The sequence below is a fragment of the Mumia sp. zg.B21 genome, assembly GCF_019550855.1.
GTDB lineage: Bacteria > Actinomycetota > Actinomycetes > Propionibacteriales > Nocardioidaceae > Mumia.
In genome coordinates this window covers 610,783-633,617 of the sequence record NZ_JAHWCJ010000004.1, presented here as the reverse complement: position 1 = coordinate 633,617, position 22,835 = coordinate 610,783, and the positions used below count along the sequence as shown (strand labels likewise).

The 22,835-nt window shown below is 71.8% G+C and carries 22 protein-coding genes; 13 read left to right on the top strand and 9 right to left on the bottom strand.

Annotated features, from left to right (window positions below; all coding sequences use genetic code 11):
* Positions 1-294 precede the first annotated feature (294 nt).
* The 7 genes from KV100_RS18240 to msrB all read left to right on the top strand — a co-directional run bounded on the left by KV100_RS18240 (position 295) and on the right by msrB (position 5,578).
* Positions 295-1,977, top strand: a complete 1,683-nt coding sequence (locus KV100_RS18240; RefSeq protein ID WP_220344517.1) for a nitrite/sulfite reductase — start codon at positions 295-297, stop codon at positions 1,975-1,977.
* Entirely contained in the window at positions 1,974-2,132 is a 159-nt protein-coding gene (locus KV100_RS18235; RefSeq protein ID WP_220344516.1) for a hypothetical protein, read from the top strand. The genes KV100_RS18240 and KV100_RS18235 overlap by 4 nt, the downstream gene beginning before the upstream one ends.
* Positions 2,129-2,854 (top strand): phosphoadenylyl-sulfate reductase, encoded by a 726-nt coding sequence (locus KV100_RS18230; RefSeq protein ID WP_220344514.1) that lies wholly within the window; start codon positions 2,129-2,131, stop codon positions 2,852-2,854. Before KV100_RS18235 ends, KV100_RS18230 begins: the two co-directional genes overlap by 4 nt.
* 46 nt (positions 2,855-2,900) lie before the next feature.
* Positions 2,901-3,650 carry a sirohydrochlorin chelatase gene (locus KV100_RS18225; protein WP_220344513.1) on the top strand — a complete coding sequence of 250 codons (750 nt, stop codon included), beginning with the start codon at positions 2,901-2,903 and terminating at the stop codon, positions 3,648-3,650.
* A 60-nt stretch (positions 3,651-3,710) separates the two neighbouring features.
* Positions 3,711-4,475 carry an SDR family oxidoreductase gene (locus tag KV100_RS18220; RefSeq protein ID WP_220344512.1) on the top strand — a complete coding sequence of 255 codons (765 nt, stop codon included), beginning with the start codon at positions 3,711-3,713 and terminating at the stop codon, positions 4,473-4,475.
* Between the two features lie 47 nt (positions 4,476-4,522).
* On the top strand, positions 4,523-5,080 hold the full coding sequence (locus KV100_RS18215) for a hypothetical protein (protein WP_220344510.1): 558 nt from the start codon (positions 4,523-4,525) through the stop codon (positions 5,078-5,080).
* Between the two features lie 90 nt (positions 5,081-5,170).
* Positions 5,171-5,578, top strand: coding sequence for a peptide-methionine (R)-S-oxide reductase MsrB (msrB, locus tag KV100_RS18210; protein ID WP_220344508.1), 408 nt, complete (start codon positions 5,171-5,173; stop codon positions 5,576-5,578).
* A 70-nt stretch (positions 5,579-5,648) separates the two neighbouring features.
* Here the strand turns inward: msrB and hemQ are convergent, their stop codons facing one another.
* The 3 genes from hemQ to hemE are packed head-to-tail and all read right to left on the bottom strand — an operon-like array spanning position 5,649 to position 8,891.
* The gene (hemQ, locus tag KV100_RS18205; RefSeq protein WP_220344506.1) at positions 5,649-6,350 is read right to left on the bottom strand and encodes a hydrogen peroxide-dependent heme synthase; all 702 of its coding nucleotides are present in this window, start codon (positions 6,348-6,350) and stop codon (positions 5,649-5,651) included.
* A gap of 4 nt (positions 6,351-6,354) precedes the next feature.
* Positions 6,355-7,767 carry a protoporphyrinogen oxidase gene (gene hemG, locus KV100_RS18200; protein ID WP_308291476.1) on the bottom strand — a complete coding sequence of 471 codons (1,413 nt, stop codon included), beginning with the start codon at positions 7,765-7,767 and terminating at the stop codon, positions 6,355-6,357.
* 8 nt (positions 7,768-7,775) lie between these two features.
* Entirely contained in the window at positions 7,776-8,891 is a 1,116-nt protein-coding gene (gene hemE / locus KV100_RS18195; protein WP_220344504.1) for a uroporphyrinogen decarboxylase, read from the bottom strand.
* Between the two features lie 71 nt (positions 8,892-8,962).
* Here hemE and KV100_RS18190 point away from each other — a divergent pair, with 71 nt between their 5' ends.
* The 6 genes from KV100_RS18190 to secD all read left to right on the top strand — a co-directional run bounded on the left by KV100_RS18190 (position 8,963) and on the right by secD (position 15,788).
* Complete coding sequence (locus KV100_RS18190; RefSeq protein ID WP_220344502.1) at positions 8,963-9,565, top strand: DUF3000 domain-containing protein; 603 nt, start codon at positions 8,963-8,965, stop codon at positions 9,563-9,565.
* Positions 9,562-10,794, top strand: coding sequence for an HRDC domain-containing protein (locus tag KV100_RS18185; protein WP_220344501.1), 1,233 nt, complete (start codon positions 9,562-9,564; stop codon positions 10,792-10,794). Before KV100_RS18190 ends, KV100_RS18185 begins: the two co-directional genes overlap by 4 nt.
* 20 nt (positions 10,795-10,814) lie before the next feature.
* On the top strand, positions 10,815-11,414 hold the full coding sequence (locus KV100_RS18180) for a hypothetical protein (RefSeq protein ID WP_220344500.1): 600 nt from the start codon (positions 10,815-10,817) through the stop codon (positions 11,412-11,414).
* A 163-nt stretch (positions 11,415-11,577) separates the two neighbouring features.
* Entirely contained in the window at positions 11,578-12,975 is a 1,398-nt protein-coding gene (locus tag KV100_RS18175) for an NAD(P)/FAD-dependent oxidoreductase (protein WP_220344498.1), read from the top strand.
* Positions 12,976-13,057: 82 nt separating this feature from the next.
* Positions 13,058-13,414: a hypothetical protein gene (locus KV100_RS18170; RefSeq protein WP_220344497.1), complete on the top strand. Its 357-nt coding sequence runs from the start codon at positions 13,058-13,060 to the stop codon at positions 13,412-13,414.
* A 67-nt stretch (positions 13,415-13,481) separates the two neighbouring features.
* Positions 13,482-15,788, top strand: a complete 2,307-nt coding sequence (secD, locus tag KV100_RS18165) for a protein translocase subunit SecD (RefSeq protein WP_220344495.1) — start codon at positions 13,482-13,484, stop codon at positions 15,786-15,788.
* Between the two features lie 115 nt (positions 15,789-15,903).
* Here the strand turns inward: secD and KV100_RS18160 are convergent, their stop codons facing one another.
* From KV100_RS18160 to KV100_RS18135, 6 genes are all read right to left on the bottom strand, one after another.
* A complete protein-coding gene (locus KV100_RS18160) occupies positions 15,904-16,434 on the bottom strand; it encodes a DUF6636 domain-containing protein (protein ID WP_220344494.1) in 531 nt (176 codons plus the stop codon).
* 55 nt (positions 16,435-16,489) lie between these two features.
* Entirely contained in the window at positions 16,490-16,933 is a 444-nt protein-coding gene (locus KV100_RS18155; protein ID WP_220344492.1) for an SRPBCC family protein, read from the bottom strand.
* Positions 16,930-19,548 (bottom strand): ATP-binding protein, encoded by a 2,619-nt coding sequence (locus KV100_RS18150; RefSeq protein WP_220344490.1) that lies wholly within the window; start codon positions 19,546-19,548, stop codon positions 16,930-16,932. The genes KV100_RS18155 and KV100_RS18150 overlap by 4 nt, the downstream gene beginning before the upstream one ends.
* Positions 19,549-19,559: 11 nt before the next feature.
* Positions 19,560-20,693: a metallophosphoesterase gene (locus KV100_RS18145; protein WP_220344488.1), complete on the bottom strand. Its 1,134-nt coding sequence runs from the start codon at positions 20,691-20,693 to the stop codon at positions 19,560-19,562.
* A gap of 163 nt (positions 20,694-20,856) precedes the next feature.
* Complete coding sequence (locus KV100_RS18140) at positions 20,857-21,642, bottom strand: ribokinase (protein WP_308291484.1); 786 nt, start codon at positions 21,640-21,642, stop codon at positions 20,857-20,859.
* A 59-nt stretch (positions 21,643-21,701) separates the two neighbouring features.
* The gene (locus KV100_RS18135; protein WP_220344484.1) at positions 21,702-22,739 is read right to left on the bottom strand and encodes a nucleoside hydrolase; all 1,038 of its coding nucleotides are present in this window, start codon (positions 22,737-22,739) and stop codon (positions 21,702-21,704) included.
* Positions 22,740-22,835: the final 96 nt, after the last annotated feature.

Genomic DNA, 22,835 nt, shown 5'->3' with positions numbered 1-22,835 from the left:
GTGCGGGTCACAAAGACCCCTGTCGATCCCTGCAACGGCGGGAGGAGAGACGGCAAAGTCTCATCATATGGATGAGGATCTCATCTTGTGAGATGAAGCGTTGCTCTCGACGGGGTACCCGGCGCAGACTGACGACCATGCTCACAGCGCAGACGACCCACCTGGCGGTACGCCGTCACGTGGACTTCGGTCGGATGCGCAGCATGATGTGTCGCTGCGGTTGATCGTCCCCGCCCCGGCCCTCTGACGCGCCGGCTGACCATCGCACCCGAGCATTCTTCGACAGGACGCCACATGACCGCGACCACCGACGCCCCCGTGCGCGTCGCCCGCCCCCGCCGCGCCAAGGGCGACGGCCAGTGGGCCCTGGGATACCGCGAGCCGCTCAACGCCAACGAGCAGTCCAAGAAGGACGACAACCCGCTCAACGTGCGTGCTCGCATCGAGAACATCTACGCCCACGGCGGGTTCGACTCGATCGACAAGGCCGACCTCCGGGGACGCTTCCGCTGGTGGGGCCTCTACACCCAGCGCAAGCCCGGCATCGACGGCGGCAAGACTGCCACGCTCGAGCCCGAAGAGCTTGAGGACTCCTTCTTCATGCTCCGCGTCCGCATCGACGGAGGCCAGATCGACCTGCGCCAGCTGCGGGCCATCGCCGGCATCTCGACCGAGTTCGGCCGTGACACCGCCGACCTGACAGACCGCCAGAACGTGCAGTACCACTGGATCCGCGTCGAGGACATGCCCGAGATCTGGGACCGGCTGGAGTCGGTCGGGCTCAGCACCCAGGAGGCCTGTGGCGACTGCCCTCGGGTCATCCTCGGCTCCCCCGTCGCCGGCATCGCCTCCGACGAGATCATCGACGGCACCTGGGCGGTCGAGGAGATCGAGCGCCGCTACATCGGTGACCCCGAGCTCTCCAACCTCCCCCGCAAGTTCAAGACCGCGATCAGCGGGCACCCGAGCCACGACGTCGTCCCGCAGATCAACGACGTCGCCTTCACGGGTGTCGTGCACCCCGACCACGGCCCAGGCTTCGACCTGCTGGTCGGAGGCGGCCTGTCGACCAACCCGATGCTCGCGCAGCGCCTCGGCGCGTGGGTCCCGCTCGAGGAGATCCCCGAGGTCTGGCACGGCATCGCGTCGGTCTTCCGTGACTACGGCTACCGGCGGCTCCGGACCCGCGCACGCATCAAGTTCCTCATCGCCGACTGGGGCCCGGAGAAGTTCCGCGACGTGCTCGAGAACGAGTACCTCAAGCGCAAGCTCGTCGACGGGCCCGAGGCGCCCGCACCTCGTACGCCCGGGGACCACGTCGGCGTCCACCGCCAGGTCGACGGCAGCTACTACGTCGGCGTCGCGCCGAAGGTCGGTCGCGTGACCGGCACGATCCTCTCCCGGCTCGCCGACGTCGTGGAGGCCCACGGGAGCAACCGGATCCGTACGACGGCCCAGCAGAAGCTGCTCGTCCTCGACGTCGCCCCCGACAAGGTCGACTCGTTGGTCGCCGAGCTGGCCGCGATCGGTCTGGAGGCGGACCCGTCGCCGTGGCGCCGCAACACGATGGCCTGCACGGGCATCGAGTTCTGCAAGCTCGCGATCGTCGACACCAAGAACCGCGCGGACCTCCTCATCGACGAGATGCAGCGCAGGATCCCCGAGCTCGACGAGCCGATCACCGTCAACGTCAACGGGTGCCCCAACTCCTGCGCCCGGATCCAGACCGCCGACATCGGTCTGAAGGGCCAGCTGGTGCTGGACGGCGGCCGACAGGTCGAAGGCTTCCAGGTCCACCTCGGCGGCGCCCTCGGCCTGACACCAGGCTTCGGGCGCAAGCTGCGTGCGCACAAGGTCACCGCGGAGGCGCTCCCCGACTACGTGGAGCGGGTCGTCCGCGGATACCTCGACCACCGCAGGGACGACGAGTCGTTCGCCGAGTGGGTCTCCCGAGCCGACGAGGAGCAGCTGCGATGAGCGGGCGCGCGGCTCCCTTCCACTGCCCCTACTGCGGCGACGAGGACCTGCGTCCTCACGGGACCCGTCACGGCGCCTGGGAGTGCCGCGCCTGCCTCCGCGCCTTCTCGCTCTCGTTCATCGGGTTGATCCCCGCGGGGGGTGACGTCGCATGACGCCCACCGCGATCCGTCACGACGTCCCCGCGCGGTCCACCGAAGAGCTCGAGGAGCTCGCCCGCATCGCCGGACCGGAGCTCGAGCTCGCACCGGCCGAGCTGATCCTGGAGTGGGCGGTCGAGCACTTCGGCGACCGCTTCTGCGTCACGTCGTCGATGGGTGACGCCGTCCTCGCCGACATCGCGAGCAAGGTCGCTCCGGGGCTCGACCTTGTGTTCCTCGACACCGGCTACCACTTCGCGGAGACCATCGGGACCCGCGACGCCGTCGAGGCCACCGTGCCGGTCAACCTGATCACCGTCACGCCCGTACAGAGCGTCGCGGAGCAGGACGCCGCGCACGGCAAGGACCTGTTCCGTACCGATCCCGACCTGTGCTGCGCGCTCCGCAAGGTCAAGCCTCTCGAGGAGGCCTTGGCCGGCTACGACGCATGGGCCACCGGACTGCGCCGGGACGAGACGCACAGCCGCGTCATCGCCCCGGTCGTGGGGTGGGACGGCCGCAAGGGCAAGGTCAAGGTCTCTCCGCTCGCACGCTGGACGGCCGACGACGTCGACCGCTACATCGCCGAGAACGGCGTCCTCGTCAACCCTCTGCAGTACGACGGATATCCCTCGATCGGGTGCTGGCCCTGCACGCGGCGTGTCGCTCCGGGCGACGACGCCCGTAGCGGACGCTGGGCCGGCACCGGCAAGAACGAGTGCGGCATCCACCTCTGATGCCGCACACCACTCTTCGACACCCTCTCGGAAGGAGGAATGCACCATGACCGCCCCTGCACTCGTCACTCTCGCTCACGGGAGCCGTGACCCCCGCTCGGCCGCAACCATCGCATCACTGACGGAGTTGGTCCGGTGCATGCGTCCAGACCTCCGCGTGGAGGAGTCCTACCTCGAGCTCTCCGACCCGTCACCCCTCACGGTGATCGACCGGCTCGTCGCCGAGGGGCACGACGAGGTCGTTGTCGTCCCGCTCCTCCTGACCCACGCCCACCACGCCAGCGTCGACGTCCCCGCCGTCGTCGAGGCGGCGCGGCGTCGCCATCCTCACGTCCGGGTGCTCGCGACCGACGTCCTCGGCATCCACAAGAGCTTCCTCGGCGTGCTGGACCTCCGGTTGCGCGCGGCCCTTCGCGAGGCCCGAGCCACCGAGCTCGACGGCCTCGTGCTCGCAGCGGCCGGGTCGTCGAACCCGCTCGCCAACGCACACGTCGCCCGCGTCGCCCGCGCCTGGGGCGCCCGCCACAAGCTGCCGGTGATCGCGGCCTTCGCCTCAGCGGCACCGCCAGCAGCGGGCGAGGCGGTGCGGGAGCTGCGCCGTGACGGCAAGCGTCACATCGCCGTCGGGTCGCTGTTCCTCGCCCCGGGCTTCCTGCCCGACCGGGCCACCGAGCTCGCCCTCGAGGCCGGGGCGGTGGCGGTCTCCGACCCGCTCGGCGCAGCACCCGAGCTCGCCGAGGTGGTCCTCGCCCGCTACGCCGTCGGCGCAGTCGATCTGGTCCCGATCCCGGCCTGACGCGGTCGGCCGCGCCACGCCTGCGCTCGGTCTGCCGCTCACGCGCGGCAGACTGAGCGCATGACGACCTCGGGCGACTCTCCAGCCACTCCCCTGCGTCTCGGCTCCGCCGTCGTGCACGGCGCCACGGGATACGTCGGGCGGCACCTCGTCCGCGCCTTGCTGCTCGAGGGCGTGACGGTGCTCGCGGTCGGCCGATCCGACGCCGGGCTCGACGCGGTGCGTGAATGGCTGGGTGAGGCCGGCGCCCTGATGCGTCCGGTCGTCGCTGACGTGTCCACCGACGAGGGCTCCCATTATGTCGCCGATCAGCTGCGCCGGCGCGGTGGGATCGACGCTGCCTTCGCCGCGATCGGGGGGTGGTGGGAGGGCCCCGACCTGGTGGATCTCGACACCGCCACCTGGGACGGTCTGCTCCGGAGCCACCTGACCGCCCACTTCCTCGCGGCGCGGTCGACGGTGCCGTTCCTGGCACCCCAGGGGTCGGCGTACGTGGCCCTCAACGGCATCGCGACCCTGAAGCCGGAGGCTGGATCGGGACCCGTGAGCGTCACCGGGGCGGCACAGAGCATGCTCCTCGAAGTCCTGCGGGCCGAGGAGGACCGACCACGGGTCCGCTTCCACGAGCTCTGCGTGGTGAACCCGGTCGTCGACGACGGTCAAGCCCCGGACGCGCGAGAGGCCGTCGTCGAGATCACCGACGTCACCGCCGCCGCCCTCCGGCTCGCCCGCGCCGGCGATCCCACCGTCGTACGCACCGAGCTCGGGCAGTGGCAACCGGCACCCGCCGCGACACCCCACAGCGGTGACTCGGCGGTAGGCTGACCCCGTACCGACCGCAGTCGGCGGACTCGTCACGAAAGGCCTCACCGATGACCGAGCCCACCCAGGACGCCCGCACGCCGTACGACGTGGCGGTCCTGTTCGAGCAGGAGCTCTCCGAGCTCGACGCGCGTCAGCTCACGTCGCTGCACGAGGGTCTCGACGACCCGGTCGTCTATCACCTGCTGCTCCCGGTCGAGGACGCTGCCGCGACGATGGCGACCTCTCTCGGCGTGCTCGGTGGAGCCGATCTCGCTATGCCCGACTCGCAGACGGTCGGAGACGTCGACAATGCGATCGTCGAAGCCGGCCAGGAGTCGTTGCAGCGCTCGATCGACCTGATCGTTGCTGCGGGCAAGGCCGACACGACCGCACGCGGCGCCCTGACCCACGACGACCCGGTCAGCGCGCTCGCCGACCTCGTCACGCGGGTGGGGGCCGAGGAGGCGATCATCTTGACGACGTCGCACGTGTTCTCGGAGTTCTTCCACGTCGACTGGGCCTCGCGCGCCGAGCGCAAGCTCCACGTGCCGACGCTCCGTCTCATCGAGCACGAGAGCTTCGACGCGCAGTCGGCCGGTGCAGGCGAGGGCGCTTCCCTCATCTGACGCTCGCGGGTCACCCCCTGACGCTCGCGGGTCACCCTCTGGCGCCCGCGGGTCACCCTCTGGGCGTGTGCTCGTCCGTACGATGGAGGCATGGCGTACCAGGTCGAGAAGACGGATGACGAATGGCGTGTCGAGCTCACGCCCCAGGAGTTCCACGTGCTGCGGGAGGCGGGGACCGAGCGCGCGTTCAGCAGCTCCTACGAGACCGACGAGACCCCCGGCGTGTACGAGTGTCGAGCGTGCGGCGCGGAACTGTTCCGCAGCGACACGAAGTTCGACGCGCACTGCGGTTGGCCTGCGTTCTTCTCACCGCTGGCCGGAGATCGCGTCGAGCTGATCGAGGACGTGTCGCTCGGCATGCGGCGCGTGGAGGTGCGCTGCGCGCGGTGCGGCTCGCACCTCGGTCACGTCTTCGAGGGTGAGGGCTTCCCGACGCCGACCGACCAGCGCTACTGCATCAACGGTGTGAGCCTGCGGCTCGTCCCTGACGCATCCTGACCCGCGGACCCCAGACAGCGACCCGCGGGCCCCAGAAACTGACCCGCGAGCGCAAGACAGCGACCCGCGGTCAGGGAAGGGTGTCGACGAGCTCGGCGACGGTGCGCAGCCGACCCGTGTAGAACGGGATCTCGTCGCGCACGTGCAGCCGCGCCTTCGAGGCCCGCAGCTCGCGCATGAGGTCGACGATGCGGTGCAGCTCGTCGGCCTCGAACGCGAGCAGCCACTCGTAGTCGCCGAGCGCGAACGACGCGACCGTGTTGGCCCGGACGTCGGGGTACGGCGCCGCCATCATGCCGTGCTCGCGCAGCATCTCCCGGCGCTCGGCCTCGGGCAGGACGTACCAGTCGTACGACCGCACGAACGGGTAGACGCAGAGGTACGCCTTGCCTCCAGGCTCGGTCATGAACGCCGGGGCGTGCGAGCGGTTGAACTCCGCCGGGCGGTGCAGCCCCATCTGTGACCAGACCGGAGCCAGTCGCTCACCCAGGGCCGTACGGCGGAACGCATGGTAGGCGTCCTGGAGCGCGTCGGCGCTCACGGCGTGCCACCAGATCATGACGTCGGCGTCCGCGCGCAGCCCTGCGACGTCGTACGCACCCCGCACGACCACGTCGGCGTCGGCCAGCTCCGCGAAGAGCTTCTCGACCTCGGCGATCACCTTCGTCCGGTCCGCGATCTCTCCGAACGGCGTCTCCAAGCGGAACACCGACCACATCGTGTAGCGGATCGTCGCGTTCAGGGCCTCGTGGTCAACCTCGGGCGTCGTCATGGCTTCATTGTCCCCCTCGGCCCACGGGCCCCTCGAGGTGGTCGCAGATACTCCGGGCGGCGGCCTGGGCGGATGCGACGACCGCCGGGATCCCGACCCCGCCGTACGCCGCGCCGCACACGGCAAGCCCGGGCGTGCGGCCGACGGCGTCGGAGATCTGGTCGACTCGGGCGAGGTGCCCCACGGTGTACTGCGGCAGACCACCGCCCCAGCGCTGGACATCCGCGTCCACCAACGGCCCCCGGAGGCCGATGGCCTCGGCGAGGTCGGACACCGCCGTCGCCACGAGGTCGGCGTCCTCACGCTGGAGGACGTGCTCCTCACCCGCCCGGCCGAGAGAGGCGCGCAGAATCATCAGGTCACCGGTCCGGCGCCCCAGCCAGCCCCACTTCCACGACGAGAATGTCGCCGCCTTGATCGCCTTCCCCTCCACGGGCGGGACCAGGAAACCCGATCCTGCGGCGGTGGCGGCCACCTGGTCGCGGGGCACGGCCAGGGTGACGATCGCCATCGAGGCGTAGTCGACCTCACGCAGCAGCCGCGCCGCCACCGGGACGCACGGCGCCAGCAGCCGCGCAGCAGGCGCAGCCGGGGTCGCGACGACCACGGCATCGACCTCCACCACCTCGGCGGCGTTGGCGGGGCCGACGACCAGGCGCCACCGACCGAAGCCCAGCGCGCTGATCTCACGCACGGTCGCGCGGGAGCGTACGACGATGCTCGGGTGGTCGACCACCGCGGCGGGCAGCTGCCACATCCCGCCCTCGAGGCCCGCGAAGACCGGCGGAAGATCCTTCGGCGCCGCTGCCGACTGCTCGGCGGCGGCGTGCGCGAGACGCCGTCCGCGGTGGTGGAGCGCCCAGATCGCCGGTGCGGCCGCACGCACGGAGAGCTCCGAGGCGTGACCGGCGTACACACCGCCGAGAAGCGGCTCGACCAGCATGTCGACGACCTCCCGCCCCAGACGCCGCCCCACGTACGACGCGACAGACACGTCGTCGGCGGGCTCGGGCAACGGCAGGTCGGCGCGGGCGCGCAGCATGCCGGCGCGACTGAGGACGTGGGTCTCGGCGAGCGCGTCGAGGTCGGTGGGAACGCCCATCACCGACGGCGGGATCGGGCGCATCTCACCGCGCGCCCAGAGTGCCGCCGCGACCGGCTCGGGATGGACGAGACGCTCCCCGAGACCCACCTCGCGGGCCAGACGCACCGCCTCGGGACGCCGGTTGAGCATGGACTCCGCGCCGACGTCGACCGTGATCCCGGCGACCTCCGTGCCCGCGAGCTTGCCTCCGACCCGGTCAGAGGCCTCGAAGAGGGTCACGACGGCGTCGGGCAACGCCTCCACCACGGCGCGCGCTGCCGTCGCGCCCGCCAGGCCGCCACCGACGACCGCCACGCGCACGGGGGACCTCACCGGCACGCTCAGCGCAGCTCGTAGGCGTGGACGTGGTCGACCAGGCGCTTGAGGGCATCGGGGTCGGTGGCGGGGAGAACGCCGTGACCCAGGTTGAACACGTGGCCGCGTGCCTTGCTCCCGGCATCGAGGATCGCATCGGCCTTGGCCTTCATGATGTCGTCGGGTGCGAACACGACCGTCGGGTCGAGGTTGCCCTGGACCGACCGGCCCGGACCCACCCGTGCGATTCCGTCCTCGAGCGCGACCCTCCAGTCGACGCCCACGACGTCGGCTCCCGCGTCACCCATCTCGGTGAGCAGCTCGCCGGTGCCGACACCGAAGTGGATGCGCGGCACATCGAGGTCGGCGACCGCATCCAGCACGGTCTTCGCGTACGGCTTGACGTAGCGGACGTAGTCCTCACGGGAGAGCGAGCCGGCCCAGGAGTCGAACAGCTGCACCGCCCGGGCACCGGCCTCGACCTGCACCCGCAGGAACGCGGCCGCGATCGAGGCGAGCCGACCGAGCAGCGCGTCCCACGTCTCCGGGTCCCGGTACATCAGCTCCTTGGTCAGCCGGTGGTCGCGCGACGGCCCGCCCTCGATCAGGTACGAGGCCAGCGTGAACGGTGCGCCGGCGAAGCCGATCAGCGGCGTGTCGCCGAGCTCGCCGACGAGCCCGCGCACGGACTCCGTGACGTACTCGACGTCGCTCGGCTCCAGGTCGCGCAGCTGCTTGGCAACGGCCTTGGCCGTACGGATCGGCGTCGCGACGACGGGGCCGGTGCCGGGGACGATGTCGAGATCGACTCCGATCGCCTTCAGCGGCACCACGATGTCGGAGTAGAAGATCGCGGCGTCCACGCCGTACCGGCGCACAGGCTGCATCGTGATCTCGACGACCATCTCGGGCCGCGTGCACGACTCGAGCATCGGGACGCCCTCGCGGAGCTTGCGGTACTCCGGGAGAGAACGCCCGGCCTGACGCATGAACCACACGGGCACATGGGTGGGCTTCTCCCCCCGGCACGCGGCGAGGAAGGCACCGGTCGTCTTCGGCGTCGTCCCGTCCTTCGCAGGGCTGGGCGCGGCCGTGGTCGACGACGAGGCCTCGGGCTTGTCGTCCTTCTGCGGGGCACTCACCCTCCGATCCTCGCAGGTCGAACGGCGCGTCGCTGCGTCAGGTCTGACGCTCCGCGAACTATGGTGGAGGCATGGCAGCACGCAACGAGCTCGACGGTCAGCCGTCCGAGTTCATCGAGGCTGTCGCTGCCCTGCGAGACGCGGAGCTACGTCCCGAGGTGGTCTGCGAGGAGCTGGCAGCACCCCGTCGGATCGCGCCGTACTCGTACGCGCAGAGCGGCGATGTCACCGCCGATGGCGACGAGGTCGGCACCGGCCGGCTCGTCCTGCTCCACGACCCGGCGGGCAACGACGCCTGGCAGGGCACGTTCCGGCTGGTGACGTTCGCCCGCGCCGAGGTCGACGCCGAGATGGCCAGCGACCCCGTGCTTCCCGAGGTCGGCTGGAGCTGGCTGGTCGAGGCGCTGTTCTCCCAGGGCGCCTCGTACGTCGCGCCCAGCGGGAGCGTCACGACCGTCCGGACGGAGGGCTTCGGAGGGATGGAGGAGGACGGCTCCAGCGCGCAGCTGGAGATCAGAGCCTCGTGGACACCCCTGTTCGGCACCGGTGACACCCTCGCCTCGCACGCCGTCGCGTGGAGCGAGCTCTTGTGCACCGTGGCCGGGCTCCCCCCGCTGGCCCCTGGTGTGCTGACCCTGCCCCGACGCGGGCGCGAGGGACGGCCGCCGCGGTGACCTCCGAACCCGACGACTCCCCCACCGAGGAGGTCGTCCTCCCGCCCCTGCAGCTGCACGACCCCCTCCCGGCGGTGGTCGACGACGCCCAGGCCCTCCAGCGCGTGCTGGACGCCCTCCGCCACGGGACCGGCCCGGTCGCGATCGACGCGGAGCGCGCCTCCGGATACCGCTACTCGCAGCGGGCGTACCTGATCCAGCTGCGCCGTGAGGGAGCTGGGACGGCTCTGGTCGACCCGATCGCGTTCGAGGACCTCCATGAGCTCGACGACGTGCTCGCCCCCACCGAGTGGATCCTCCACGCGGCCACCCAGGACCTGCCGTCTCTCGCGGAGGTCGGCCTGCGCCCCCGTGCGCTCTTCGACACCGAGCTCGCCGGCCGACTCCTCAACCTCCCCCGCGTCGGCCTGGCTGCGCTCGTCCAGGACGTGTACGGGATGAGCCTGGCCAAGGAGCACTCCGCCGCCGACTGGTCACGACGGCCACTCCCCGAGCCGTGGCTCGTGTACGCCGCCCTCGACGTCGAGCCTCTGGTCGGGCTGCGCAACGCCCTCGAGGAGCGCCTCGAGCGGGCCGGCAAGCTGGAGTGGGCCCACGAGGAGTTCCAAGCACTTCTCCACTTCGCCGGTCCCGCGGTCCGGACGGAGCCGTGGCGGCGGACGTCCGGCATCCACAAGGTCCGTGGGCCGCGACGGCTCGCGCTCGTGCGAGCCCTGTGGGAGGCGCGCGACGTCATCGCCCGCGAGCGCGACGTAACCCCGGGGCGGATCCTCAACGACGCCGCGATCGTCACGATCGCCCGCACCGCGCCGGCGAGCCGCCAAGAGCTGCGTGACCTGGAGGTCATGCGCAGCCGCGGGGCGCGCCGCTACCTCGACACGTGGGACAGTGCCCTCGCCGCCGCCCGGGACCTGCCGGAGTCAGAGCTGCCCTCCAACGCGTCGAGCGACGCCGACGGTCCTCCGCCTGCTCGTGCGTGGCCCGAGCGGAACCCTGAGGCTGCCGCCCGGTTGGCGGCGTACCGGACCGCTCTGACGGCGATCGCCGAGCGCCACGACCTGCCTCTCGAAAACCTTCTGACACCCGACATCCTCCGGCGGCTCGCCTGGGACGCGACGGTGGCACCGGACCGCGACGCCGTCGCGGCGTTCCTCACCGACCGTGGTGCCCGCCCGTGGCAGGTCGCGCTCACCGCCCAACCGCTCGCCGAGGCGCTCCGCGCGCTCTGAGCACCCACTACGCTGGCCGGGTGGCTGAGTTCAAGAAGCCGCTCGTCGCGGCTCCCGAGCTGTTCGCGGCGCGCCAGGGTGACCAGGACCCGGTGGCACGCGCGGAGGCTGGCGCACGCGTCGCCCAACTCCTGGTCCGCGGCGCCCGAGACGCCTCCGACCAGGCCACCACCGAGCGGGTCCTGGCGCTGGCCGACGAGCACGGGCTCGACCTGCTCGCCGAGCTGTGGGCCGACGCTCCCGGCGACTCGCTCGCCGGTGCGCTGTGGCGCCTGTACGTGCTGCGCACCTGGGTGCGACGCGACGCCATCCAGGCCGCCCGCGAGTTCGACGCCGGCAAGGCCCACGCGCCCGTCGACGAGGTGGTCGCCGGTGTCGTCGATCCCCCGGGACCGCAGGAGGTCGTCGCGCTCGCCGACGCGGTCGTGCGCGGTGTCGTGACCAACGACCTCGCCGACACCCTCGACCGGGCAGCGGCGTTCGCCCGGATCGTCGGGGTGGGCAGGGCCGCGCTCGGTGAGGACGACCACGGCCAGGCCATCAGCGCGTCACGGCTCGTCGACACCGCCGCCGCGTTGGAGAGTGCCGCCCGGAATGAACGCCGAGGCAACCTGGTTTAGTCTGGGAGTGCGCCGGGCTGCGGTTGCCCCGGGTCCCAAAATTAGCCGCTACGAGCGGCCACGCGCCGTGAGGTGCTCCCAGCCCGGCGCACTAGCCTTCTCCCCTCCCTCGTCCCGCCGATCGGCGCTGCGGGATGTCCCTCGGTGAGCGATGCTCGCGTCTATGGACACTGCTCCGTACGGCCGTACAGGCTCCACCGTCGACGTGGTGGTCATCGGCACGGGTCCCGGCGGCGAGGCGGCGACGGGGGCGCTCGCACGCTCCGGGCTCGACGTGGTGGCGGTCGAGGACGGACTCGTGGGAGGCGAGTGCCCCTACTACGGCTGCATCCCCTCGAAAACGCTGATCCGCTCCGCCGATCTCCTCGCGTCGGCCCGTCGAGCCGACGGCGTGGCCGGTGAGGTCGCCGTGACCCCGCGCTTCGCCGACGCCTACGCGCGGGTACGGGACGTCACCGCCGACTGGGACGACTCGGCGTCGGTCGCACGGCTCGAGAGGGCGGGCGCGACGATCGTACGGGGGACTGCGACCCTCACCGGGCCGCGGACGGTCGCCGTCGGTGACCGGACCTGGTCGGCTCGCCGGGGTGTCCTCCTCGACGTCGGGACCCGTCCGTCGGCACCGCCGATCGACGGACTGGACGGCACGCCGTACTGGACCAACCGCGACATCCTCCGGAGCCCCGACCTCCCCCGATCGCTGCTCGTCCTCGGCGGTGGCGCGGTGGGGCTGGAGCTCGCACAGGCGTACGCGCGCTACGGCACGGTGGTCACCGTCGTCGAGTCCGGGCCACGGCTCCTCGCGCACGAGGAGCCGGAGGCGGGGGACCTGGTCGTCGGCGCCCTGCAGGCCGACGGGGTCACGGTGCGCACCGGGAGCCCGGTCGCGGCGGTGGCGTACGACGGGGAGCGCTTCGCCGTCACCCTCGATGACGGCTCCGACCTCGACGCGGAACGGCTGCTGGTCGCCACCGGGCGGACTCCCAACACCGACCGGCTGGGCCTCCAGGAGCTCGGTGTGCCCACCGAGCACGGATTCGTCACCACCGATCCGCACCAACGGGTCCTGAGCGGCGGCGCGGTGGTGGACGGGCTGTGGGCGATCGGGGACGTCACCGGCCGCGGCGGGTTCACGCACGTCTCGATGTACCAGTCCGCGATCGCCGTGGCGACGATCACCGGTCAGAAGGGCCCTGGTGCCTCGTACCGCGCGCTTCCTCGTGTCACCTTCACCGACCCCGAGATCGGCGCGGTCGGACTCACCGAGGAGCAGGCACGCCGCCGCGGGCTCCCGGTGCGTACGGGGATCACCGACCTGGCAGCGACCTCGCGGGGCGCGACGTACGGACCGGGTGCGAGCGGGCTCATCAAGGTCGTCGCCGACGCCGAGCGCCGCGTGCTCGTCGGAGCGACCTCCGCGGGGCCGGCGGGCGGGGAGATCCTCGGAGCGCTCACGGTCGCGATCCAGGCCCGGGTCCCCGTGGAGGAGCTGCTCCGGACCATCTGGGCCTATCCGACGTTCCACCGCGCCATCGGGTCCGCCCTCGCCGACCTGTCGTGAGCGTGAGAGGCGGAGGACGGCGGGAGTGACCACGATCACCTCGACGGAGGAGTGCCCCCTCCTGTCCGGTTAGACTGGTCAAATGCTCAGGACCGTCCCGCGCCTGCCTGCCGTGATGCTTGCGGCAGCGCTGTCAGGACTCCTGCTCATGCTCGCGGGTCCGGCCTCGACCGCGACCGCTCGCAGCCAGACACCCGCGCCGTCCGACGCACGCAGCTCTGCCGACCGCGCCGTGACGGTGACCAAGGTGACGGTGCACAAGGTCGACGTCGGGGCTCGCGCCCATCACGACCAGAACGGGCTCGGGCCCGACCTCGCGGCGCTCCCTGCTGCCCACATCGGCGGCACGGCAGTGACTGCCCGCAGGGTCCTGGCTCTCGACGATGCGGCGTCGGCCGCTACCGCCTCACCCGAGCGCAGCCGCGCGCCGCCCCGCTGACGGACGACCTCCACAGTCCTGACCGCGCTGACCGCGGTCGCCACGTCAGCAGATCCCGGAGCCTTCCGTGTCACGTCCCGATTCTCGCGCGCCGTTGTGGCGCGCTCTGGCGGCCCTCACCGTCCTCGTCATCTCGGCAGTCGTCGCCCTGAACTTCACCCCCCGCCTCGGTCTCGACCTCAAGGGCGGGACACAGATCGTCCTGGAGACCCAGGACACCGAGCGCGTGAAGGCCGACGGCGAGGCGACCGACCGTGCGCTTGAGGTCCTGCGCGGCCGCGTCGACGCCCTCGGTGTCGCCGAGCCCACCCTGGCTCGCTCCGGCGAGAACCGGATCATCGTCGAGCTCCCCGGCGTCCAGGACCCGCGCGAGGCCGCCGAGGTCATCGGCCAGACCGCCCAGCTGACCTTCCACAACGTGATCGGCCCGGCTCAGGAGGGCGCCAAGCCCGCTGAGGGGCAGCAGATCGTCGAGGACGAGGACGGCAACCCGATCATCGTCGGCCCGCAGCTGCTCGACGGCAACGGCGTCTCCAGCGCCAAGGCCGAGCAGGAGCAGCAGTCGCTGCAGTGGGTCGTCAACGTCCGCTTCAACGGGGAGGGCACCCCCGGCTGGAAGCAGCTCGTCAACGAGGCGTGCGCCAACACCGCCGGCGGGCAGCGCATCGCGATCATGCTCGACAAGAACGTCATCTCCTCCCCCGCCGTGCAGCCGAGCCTCTGCGCCGGCCCCGGATCGACCACCAGCATCACCGGTGACTTCTCGGCCGACTCGGCCAAGGATCTGGCCGTCCTGATCGAGGGCGGCGCGCTCCCCGTCCCGGTCGAGGTCATCGAGCAGCGCACGGTCGGCGCGACCCTCGGCGACTCCGCCATCGAGGCGTCGATCGAGGCGGCGCTCATCGGCGTCGCGCTCACCGCGGTCTTCATCATGCTCGTCTACCGCCTCATGGGCTTCCTGGCGAGCATCGCCCTCGGCACCTACGCCCTCCTGTCCTACGCGATGCTCGTGTGGCTCGGGGCGACACTCACCCTTCCCGGCCTGGCGGGCTTCGTCCTCGCCATCGGCCTCGCGATCGACGCCAACGTCCTCGTGTTCGAACGAGCGCGCGAGGAGTACGCCCGGCGGACCGGTGAGGGCTTGCCACGAGCGCTCGACACGGGCTACAAGAAGGCCTGGACGGCCATCCTCGACTCCAACGTCACGACCATCATCGCCGCGGGACTGCTCTTCTTCTTCGCCAGCGGGCCCGTCAAGGGCTTCGGTGTGACGCTGACGATCGGCACGATCGCGTCGATGGTCTCGGCGCTCGTCATCGCCCGCGTCCTCACCGACTGGGCCGTACGACGGTCCTTCGCCCAGAAGCGCCCCGGCATCACGGGTCTCACCGGGACCGGCAAGTTCCGCACGTGGCTGGTGACCAAGGGACCGTTCATCCTGAAGCGCTCGGGCCTGCTCGTCGGGCTCACGCTCGCCGCGATCGCCGTCGCCGTGACCGGCGTCGTCACCCAGGGGCTCAACCTCGGCGTCGAGTTCACCGGCGGCCGCGTCCTGGACTACAAGGTCAGCAAGCCCATCACCACCGACGCCGCCCGTACGGTCGTCAGCGACGCCGGCTTCCCGAGCGCGGTGGTCCAGGAGAGCGGTGGCGAGTCCGGCGACCAGAACAACATCACGGTCCGCACCGACAAGATCACCGACGACGAGGCCGTCAAGATCGAGGACGCCCTGGACGAGGCGGCCGGTCCCGTCACCAAGGAGCGTGACGAGCTGATCGGCCCGAGCCTCGGCAAGGAGCTCCGCAACCAGGCGATCATCGCGTTCATCATCGCCCTGGCCGCCCAGATGCTCTATCTCTCGATCCGGTTCCGATGGACGTTCGCGACCGCAGCCGTGCTGGCGCTCGCCACGACAGTGGCTCTGGTGGTCGGCATCTTCGCGTGGTTCGGTGAGCCGGTCGACGGGGTGTTCCTCGCCGCGATCCTCTCGATCATCGGTCTCGACGTGAACGACACCGTCGTCGTCTTCGACCGCATCCGAGAGAACCTGCGAGAACGCAAGAAGGGCGACAGCCTGCGCCGGATCTTCAACGACTCGATCATGCAGACGGTCCCCCGTACGGTGAACACCGGCCTGGGCGCGATCTTCATCCTCGCCGCCCTGGCGATCCTCGGTGGTGCCTCGCTCCAGCCGTTCGCGATCGCCCTGCTGCTCGGTCTCACCTTGGGCACGCTCGGCACGGTCTTCGTGGCGTCGCCGATCGCCGTCCTCCTCGAGGAGCGGTTCCAGCCCAAGGACAAGGCTGACCGCGTGGCGGCTGCGGACCCGTACGCGACCGTGCCCGCAGGTGGTCGCGAGAGCGGCGCGCTCTGACCGGGACTCGCGTCGCTCTGACGCGGGCTCGCCCCTGACGAGACGGAAGGACCCGCCATCGGGCCGCTGCGGCGGCGCGATGGCGGGTCCTTGTCGTCGTGTCGGGTGGCGCGCCTCAGAAGGTGCCGGCGCGCTCGCGCGAGACGGTGAAGCCCTCGTCGGTCTCGGTGTTCAGGCACGTGATGCCCGTGCGCTGACTGGTGCACCCGAAGGAGCCGAGGGTCGTCGACTTGCCGTAGGCGAGCTCTGGGGAGTTGCCGGCGAGCGTCGGCGCGTCACAGCTGAAGAAGCCGCCCTCGTCGTCGACGACCAGCGTGCGACCCCATCCGTCCTCGCAGCCCTCCGGCTTGGGCGGGGGCGAGAAGTCGAAGTCGCCGATGTCGCAGCGCGCACCGTCGGTGTTGAGCCGGCACACGATGTTGCCGCTCGGGCTCCGGAACGCCCTCATCGGGCCGACGTCGTCGGTCAGGTCGGTCGCGACGTCGTCGAGCGGGAGCTGCGCGGTGCGCGGCGACGTCGTCGGGGCGGATGCTTCGGCCGCTGGCTCGGCGTCGGCCAGATTGGACGCGGAGCCGCAGCCACCGAGCGCGACCGCCAGGAGAATGGCGGCGCCACGGGCGAGCACGAACGACCTCGATCGGTGCACATCTGTCCTTCCGTACGGGCTGGTTCGTCGGCCACTCTAGGTGACCGCCCGACGGCTACGACGAGAGGTAGCGGGCGAGACCGACCTGACCGCGACGCATCATCGCCGTGTGGTTGAGCCGGAGGACCGGGGACACGAGACTGCCGATCGCGTTCATCCACGGCTCGCTCGTGACGACCTCCTGCGAGTAGCGGAGGACCGTGGTCTCGCGGTCAGCGCCGAGCCGCCAGCTCGCCCAGCCCTCGAGGTCACCGGCGATCTCGGCGAGCAGATGGCGTGACGTCTCGTCGACGCGGGTCCGGTGGAGGGTGAGGTGGAGCGTGTACGGGAGGGTCGCTCTGATCGCCAGCCGCGCGGTGTCGTCGTCGATGCCGGTGACGTGACGCACGTCGGGCCACCACACGGCATAGCGCTCGAGGTCGGCGACGGCGTCGAAGGCCTGCGCGACCGGCGCTGCCACCCGCCACGTGCTGGCGAAAGAGTAGTGCCGTGGCTTCATGACAGGGTGAGCCGCTCCGTGCGGGCGCCGCCGACGGACTCGAAGCGCCGGGGCTGACAGGTCAGGAGCACGACCTGTGCCGAACGGCCGACATCGTTGAGGACCACCGCGAGACGCTCCAGACGATCGGGGTCGGAGAAGCCGAGGGTGTCGTCGAGGATGACCGGAGCGCCCTCGTCGGGGTCGACCAGCTGTGCGCAGGCGAGGCGTCCGAGGACGGCGAGCTGCTCGCGGGCGCCGCCGGACAAGGAGCCGAACGGGACGGTGCGTCCCCGCAGCGTCCGGGTCTCGATGGCGAGGTCGGTGCTGACCTCGACCTCGAAGTCGGGCCCGAAGACGACCTTGCCGAGTCTGTCGATGCGTTGCTTGAAGGGCGCGACGTAGTGGCGCTGAGCCTCGTCGCGGTGCCGCAGCAACGTGGCGCTGAGAAGGTCGGCGGCCTGCGCCGATCGGGCGAGACGCCGGTGGGTCGCGCTGGCGACGTCCAGCGCGGCTTCGACGTCGGTGAGCCGGTCGTGGATGCCCTCGGCCGCGCGGTCGTCGAGGAGCGTCTGCAGCTCGACGCGGCGTTCGTCGGTCCTGGTGAGGTCGCGGTCAACCCCCTCGACGAGCTCGCGGGCGTTGGCGAGCTCCATCGCGAGAGTCTCCGGGGACGCGGCCTCGAACGTGGCCCGCGACGCCCTGCTCGTCGTCCTGGCGCGCTCGTACGCCTCGTCCGCGGCGACCACGGCTTCGGTGAGTGCCTCGTCATCCACCTCTGCTCTGGCGGCAGCCAGACGCGCCGTCTCGCGCGCCAGCTCGTGCTCGGCGCTCTCGAGCTCCTGCCGAGCTCGAACCGAAGCCTCGCCCGCCACCGAGAGAGCCTCACGCGCACCGTCGTGGGCGTCCCGCGCGGCCGCCGCGTCGGCGTCGGCGTCCTCCGCGGCACTGCGGGCGGCGTCCGCGGCAGCCTCGAGGGCGTCGCGCTCGCCTTCGGAGCTGGGGTCGGAGCTGGGCTCGGCGCTGGGCTCGGCGCTGGGGTCGGAGGGGCGTCGTCGCTCGAGTGTGGCCAACCGGAGCTCGAGATCGTCCAACGTCGTGCCACCGAGGGCGTCGGAGAGCGAGTCCTCGGCAGTGGCGCACTGGGACTCGGCAACCCGACGACGCTCGTGCGAGGACCGGGCCTCGTCCAGAGAGTCCACCCCGGCCTCGTGGAGAGCCACGTCGAACGCCGCGCGCGCCCGCGCGACGCGACGGTCGAGATCTGCGGGCGGCGTGCCCGGACTGACCACGACCTCGACCACCCCGTCGACGGTGATCCGGACGTCGTCGAGGACCGAAGCCTCGTAGGTCTCGCCGACGACCTCCGCACCCCCGACGTCGACCCGGTGGCCGCCGAGGGGACGGACCGACACCCGCGCGGCGGCGGCGTCGCGCGCGCCGACCGCCACCTGGACGTCCGTCGACAGGTCGGTCAGGCGCGCCAGCACCGCGTCGTCGACGCGGAGGACCTCACGCTCGGCCCGTGCGCGGGCGCACCGCTCCCCCGCCTCCCTCGCACGGCGGACCCGCTGAGCGAGCGCGGTCCGCTCGAGCTCGTCCCGGTGGCGTGCCACGGCGAGCGCGGCAGTCTGTGCAGCATGGCGGGCCACACGTGCGCGCTCGGTGGCGACGCCGACCTCTCGTCGCGCGTCGTCCTCGGCCGTGCGGGCGTCGGAGTGAGCCGCCACTACCTCCGCGACACGCGTCCGCAGCGCGTCGATCGTCTCGGCACGGCGAGCGAGGTCGTCGACCATGCTGCGGCGGTCGTCGCGCGCCCGGACGGCGTGCGACAGGGCGCGCTCTGCCACCTCGAGGTCCTCCTCGGAGCGGCGCAGCTCCTCGCGCAGCGTCTCGAGAGCCCGGACGGCGTCCTCCGAACGGCGAAGACGAGCGTCGGCCTCGATCGACAACGTCGACAGGCGCGCGTGCTCATGCTCGTTGGCCGCGTAGTCGTCGACGTAGCGGTCCATCTCGGCGCTCCGGGCACGCAGCCGCGCAGCCTCGGCCTCGAGCTCCACGATCTCGGCCGCTGACTGTGCGTGAGCCCCCCGCGGCTTGCCTCCCGCGGTGAGGAGACGGTCGCGCTCGGCGAGAACGGCGGCCATCAGCGCGTCGTGGTCGCCGGTCGCGCCGGCCGAGTCGTCCAGGGCGCGGTGGAGCGCGGAGATGCGGGCGAGCTCGGGCTGGTCGAGCGACTCGCCCTGGACGATCTCGAGCGCCTCCCACAGGTCGACGTCGACCGTCTCGCTCAGGATCGCTGCGAAGCGCTGGTGCGCCTCGTCGCCGCTGTGCTGCTCTCGCGAGGGCGCGGTCACGTCCAGCTCGGTCATCGGAGACTTGAGCCAGCGCTTGCGGTAGACCAGCGCGTACGGGCCGGTGCGCAGCTCGACCTCGGCCTCCGGTCCGACGTCGAGCCCGACGGGCTTGACGTCGCGGACCGCCTGACTGCGCGAGCTGGACTTGGTGGTGCGGAGCAGACGGACCGCTTCGGCGACCGACGACTTGCCCGCCTCGTTGGGTCCCACGACCACCGTCACGCCGTCGCCGAACCGGACCGTCGACTCCTGAACACCCCTGAAGTGCCGCAGCGTCACCCGCACCAGCCTCATCGGCCGGCCCCCGCGAGCCGGTAGAGCAACCCGAGCGCGTCTTGTGCCACGGTCGCGTCCGGTGCGTCGGAACGGGCGAGCTCGGCGAGCTCGTCGAGAGCGGCCTGAGCGAATCCGCTGAGACCGAGATCGGCGAAGTCGTGACCGTCAGGCAGGACGACCAGGTCCGTGTGCCGTTCCCAGGCGTCGAGCCGTGCGAAGAGGTCGCTCCCGTGCTCGAGAACGCCGTCGAGCCGCGCCATCTCGGCCGTGGAGAGCGTCCCGCTCAAGGCCAGCCACACGGCCGTGCGGTCCTTGTCGGGCATCTGCTCCAGCCGATCGGCGAGTCGGTCGACGTCCTCGGAGGAGGCCAGCTCCTGCTCGACGACCTCGAACCGCCAACGGCCGACCCGGACCGGATCCACGGTCACGGCCCGCGACTCCGGGTCGACGTCCACGACCAGCACGTTGCCGGGATCGTCCTCGCGGCGCGACGTGACCTCGGGAGCACCGGCGTACCAGATGCGGGACTCGATCTCGGTGGTCGAGTGGCGGTCGCCGAGGACGGCGACGTGAGCGCGGCCGGAGTCGAGTGCCTTGGTGAGGGTGGGCACGTCGATCGCCGCGAGCGCGTCACGGTCGGGGTTGAACGTGCTCGCCACGCCGTGTCCGGCAACCACACGCACCAGATCGCCCGACGTCGGCCGGAGTCCGGCGCACGCGTCTGCCACCAGGTCACGCGTGGGGTGCTTGCCGAACCACGGCGCACCGACGACCTCGGCACCCTCGACCACCGTGAAGGGGGCGCTGTCGCGCAGCACGTGCACGTGGTCGGGCTTGCGCTCGGCGAAGACACGCGAGTCGTAGATCGACGCGGCGTCGAGCGGGTCGTGGTTGCCCGGGAGCAGCACGACCGGCACCGAGAACCCTCGGAGGACCTCGAACGTCCGCGCGACGATCGCCCGGTCGAGCTGGTTGGACTCGAAGACGTCACCACAGACGACGGCGAACGCAGCGTCGCGCTCAGCGGCGAGGTCGCCGATCCGCCGGACGGCGTCGAGCCGGGCCTGCTGGAAGCGCGCACGCGCCTCGTCGCCGAGGAACCAGGCGGTCATGCCGAGCTGCCAATCCGCTGTCGCGATGAAGCGCATGCATCCACCTCCGGGGTCCGTGCGAGCCTCCGAGCAGGCTCCCTCGGAGCCTAGTGACGAGGGCGGACAGGTTGAGGGACGCGCGCCGGGCTGGGGACGGCCGGATCGTGTGGACAACACCACTCCCGTCACGCCCGCCACGCCTGCCGGGCGGGCCCTGGTCTCAGCCCGGCTGGGCACCGAGCCAGGTGGTCGCCTCCGCGCCGGCAGCCACGGCGGCCCCGAGCGCGCCAGCACGCCCCTCCCCCGCGGCCAGCGCGGCGGCGAGGGCCCCGGCGAACGCATCCCCGGCACCGGTCGTGTCCACGACCTCGACCCGTGGGGGCGTCGCCGAGTCCTCGCCCCAGCGTGCACCCGCGGACCCGAGCGTGACGCAGAGCGAGACGGCGTCGTACTCCCGCGCCTCGTGCTCGTTGACCACCAGCGGGTCGGCGAGCGCGAGCAGGGACGGCGGCAGCGGTCGTACGGGCGAGGCGTTGAGCACGAGCCTCGTGCCCGCCTCCCCCGCGACCTCCGACACGGCGTCCACGGCGTCCTGGCCGATCTCGAGCTGCACCAGCACCACGTCGGCCCCGCGGATCGCGCCGGCGGCGTCGCGCACGTCGGCGGCCGTGAGTCGGGCGTTGGCGCCGGGGGCTACCACGATGGTGTTCTCTCCCCGGCCGTCCACGACGATGAGGGCCGTCCCGGTCGCCACGTCAGGCGTGGTCCGCAGATGGGTCACGTCGACTCCCGCCGCGGCCAGCGCGTCACGGTACGCCCGACCGTCGGCGTCGTCACCGACCCTGCCCACCAGGGCGACCGAGGCGCCCGCGCGGACGGCACCGATCGCCTGGTTGGCGCCCTTGCCGCCGCGGGATCGGCGAAGATCCCCACCGAGGACGGTCTCGCCGGGCGAGGGATGGCGGCGGACCTCCGTGACGAGGTCCACGTTGAGCGATCCCACCACCGCGACCCGCGCTGACGCACGCGACGGCGGGGAGGGATCCGGGTGGGCCTCCGCGGGCGTCACCGCTGGACCGCCCGTGCCGTGTCGTCGCCGTGCGACGCCTGCGGGCCGGCGCAGATGGTGGTGAGGAACAGGTCACGTGTGGCCTCGTGGTCGACGTCGACCGCCACGTCGACCAGATGGCCGAGGGAGTCCACGCCGTGCACCGCGTCCTCGCCGAGCACGTAGCGCCGGTCGACGACCGTCTGCCCCCGGGTGAGGCCCGGCGCCAGTGCGACGTGGACCGGCCAGCGGCGAGTCGTGAGCAGGCCCGGGGACGCGACCGAGCAGACGGCACCGGCGTCGCCCACCAGGCCGCCGTGCCCGACCCGGGGGTCGCTGCGGATCACCTCGTGCGAGTGGGCGAGCAGCCGTCCGGCCAGCGCGACGGCAGGGTCGGGGTCGTCGCGCAGCACCTCATACGTCTCCGCCTCGACGACGACCCGCGAGAAGACGTCCAGCCCGTAGAGCGTGACCGGAACCCCGGAGGCGAGGACGATCGCCGCCGCCTCCGGGTCGTGCCAGACGTTGAACTCGGCGACAGGCGTCGCGTTGCCCCCCTCTAGGGCTCCGCCCATCGCGACGATGCCTCGAAGGTTCTCCTTGACCTCCGGGTAGGCCCTCAGGAGCAGCGCCACGTTGGTCATCGGCGCCAGCGGGACGAGCGTCACCGGGTCGGGAGAGTCGAGGATCGTCATCCGCATCAGCTCCAGCGCCCCGCCCGCGAACGGCATCCGCGAGGAGGACGGGAGCCGTTGCCCCCCGAGCCCATCGGCGCCGTGGACGTGCCGGGCGTCGCGGGAGCCGCCGAGCAAGGGCTGCTCGGCTCCCCGCGCCACGGCCACGTCGGGCGCGTCCAGGGCGTCGAGGACCGCCAGCGAGTTCGTCACGACCTGGTCCACGTCGGTGTTGCCGGCGACGCAGGTGATCGCCCGCACGTCGATCGCAGGGTGCCGGACCGCGAACATCAGGGCCAGTGCGTCGTCGACGCCGGTGTCGACGTCCAGCACGACCGGGACGGGCGGCGTGGTGCTCGGCTCGAGCGGGGGGTTGCTCATGCCCACACCGTAGTCCCGGCGACATGTGCGCGATCCCACTTGGACGGGTCGCTCGACTTCGCTAACGTCGAAGGTTGGCGCGGAGCCGGCCGCTCC

Coding starts and splice junctions, on each gene's coding strand:
- hemQ (WP_220344506.1), bottom strand. CDS start 6,350: ATGACGACGCCCGAGGTTGACCACGAGGCCCTGAACGCGACGATCCGC.
- KV100_RS18240 (WP_220344517.1), top strand. CDS start 295: ATGACCGCGACCACCGACGCCCCCGTGCGCGTCGCCCGCCCCCGCCGC.
- KV100_RS18170 (WP_220344497.1), top strand. CDS start 13,058: ATGCTCAGGACCGTCCCGCGCCTGCCTGCCGTGATGCTTGCGGCAGCG.
- KV100_RS18190 (WP_220344502.1), top strand. CDS start 8,963: ATGGCAGCACGCAACGAGCTCGACGGTCAGCCGTCCGAGTTCATCGAG.
- KV100_RS18175 (WP_220344498.1), top strand. CDS start 11,578: ATGGACACTGCTCCGTACGGCCGTACAGGCTCCACCGTCGACGTGGTG.
- msrB (WP_220344508.1), top strand. CDS start 5,171: ATGGCGTACCAGGTCGAGAAGACGGATGACGAATGGCGTGTCGAGCTC.
- KV100_RS18135 (WP_220344484.1), bottom strand. CDS start 22,739: ATGAGCAACCCCCCGCTCGAGCCGAGCACCACGCCGCCCGTCCCGGTC.
- KV100_RS18225 (WP_220344513.1), top strand. CDS start 2,901: ATGACCGCCCCTGCACTCGTCACTCTCGCTCACGGGAGCCGTGACCCC.
- KV100_RS18235 (WP_220344516.1), top strand. CDS start 1,974: ATGAGCGGGCGCGCGGCTCCCTTCCACTGCCCCTACTGCGGCGACGAG.
- KV100_RS18220 (WP_220344512.1), top strand. CDS start 3,711: ATGACGACCTCGGGCGACTCTCCAGCCACTCCCCTGCGTCTCGGCTCC.
- KV100_RS18155 (WP_220344492.1), bottom strand. CDS start 16,933: ATGAAGCCACGGCACTACTCTTTCGCCAGCACGTGGCGGGTGGCAGCG.
- KV100_RS18145 (WP_220344488.1), bottom strand. CDS start 20,693: ATGCGCTTCATCGCGACAGCGGATTGGCAGCTCGGCATGACCGCCTGG.
- KV100_RS18230 (WP_220344514.1), top strand. CDS start 2,129: ATGACGCCCACCGCGATCCGTCACGACGTCCCCGCGCGGTCCACCGAA.
- KV100_RS18215 (WP_220344510.1), top strand. CDS start 4,523: ATGACCGAGCCCACCCAGGACGCCCGCACGCCGTACGACGTGGCGGTC.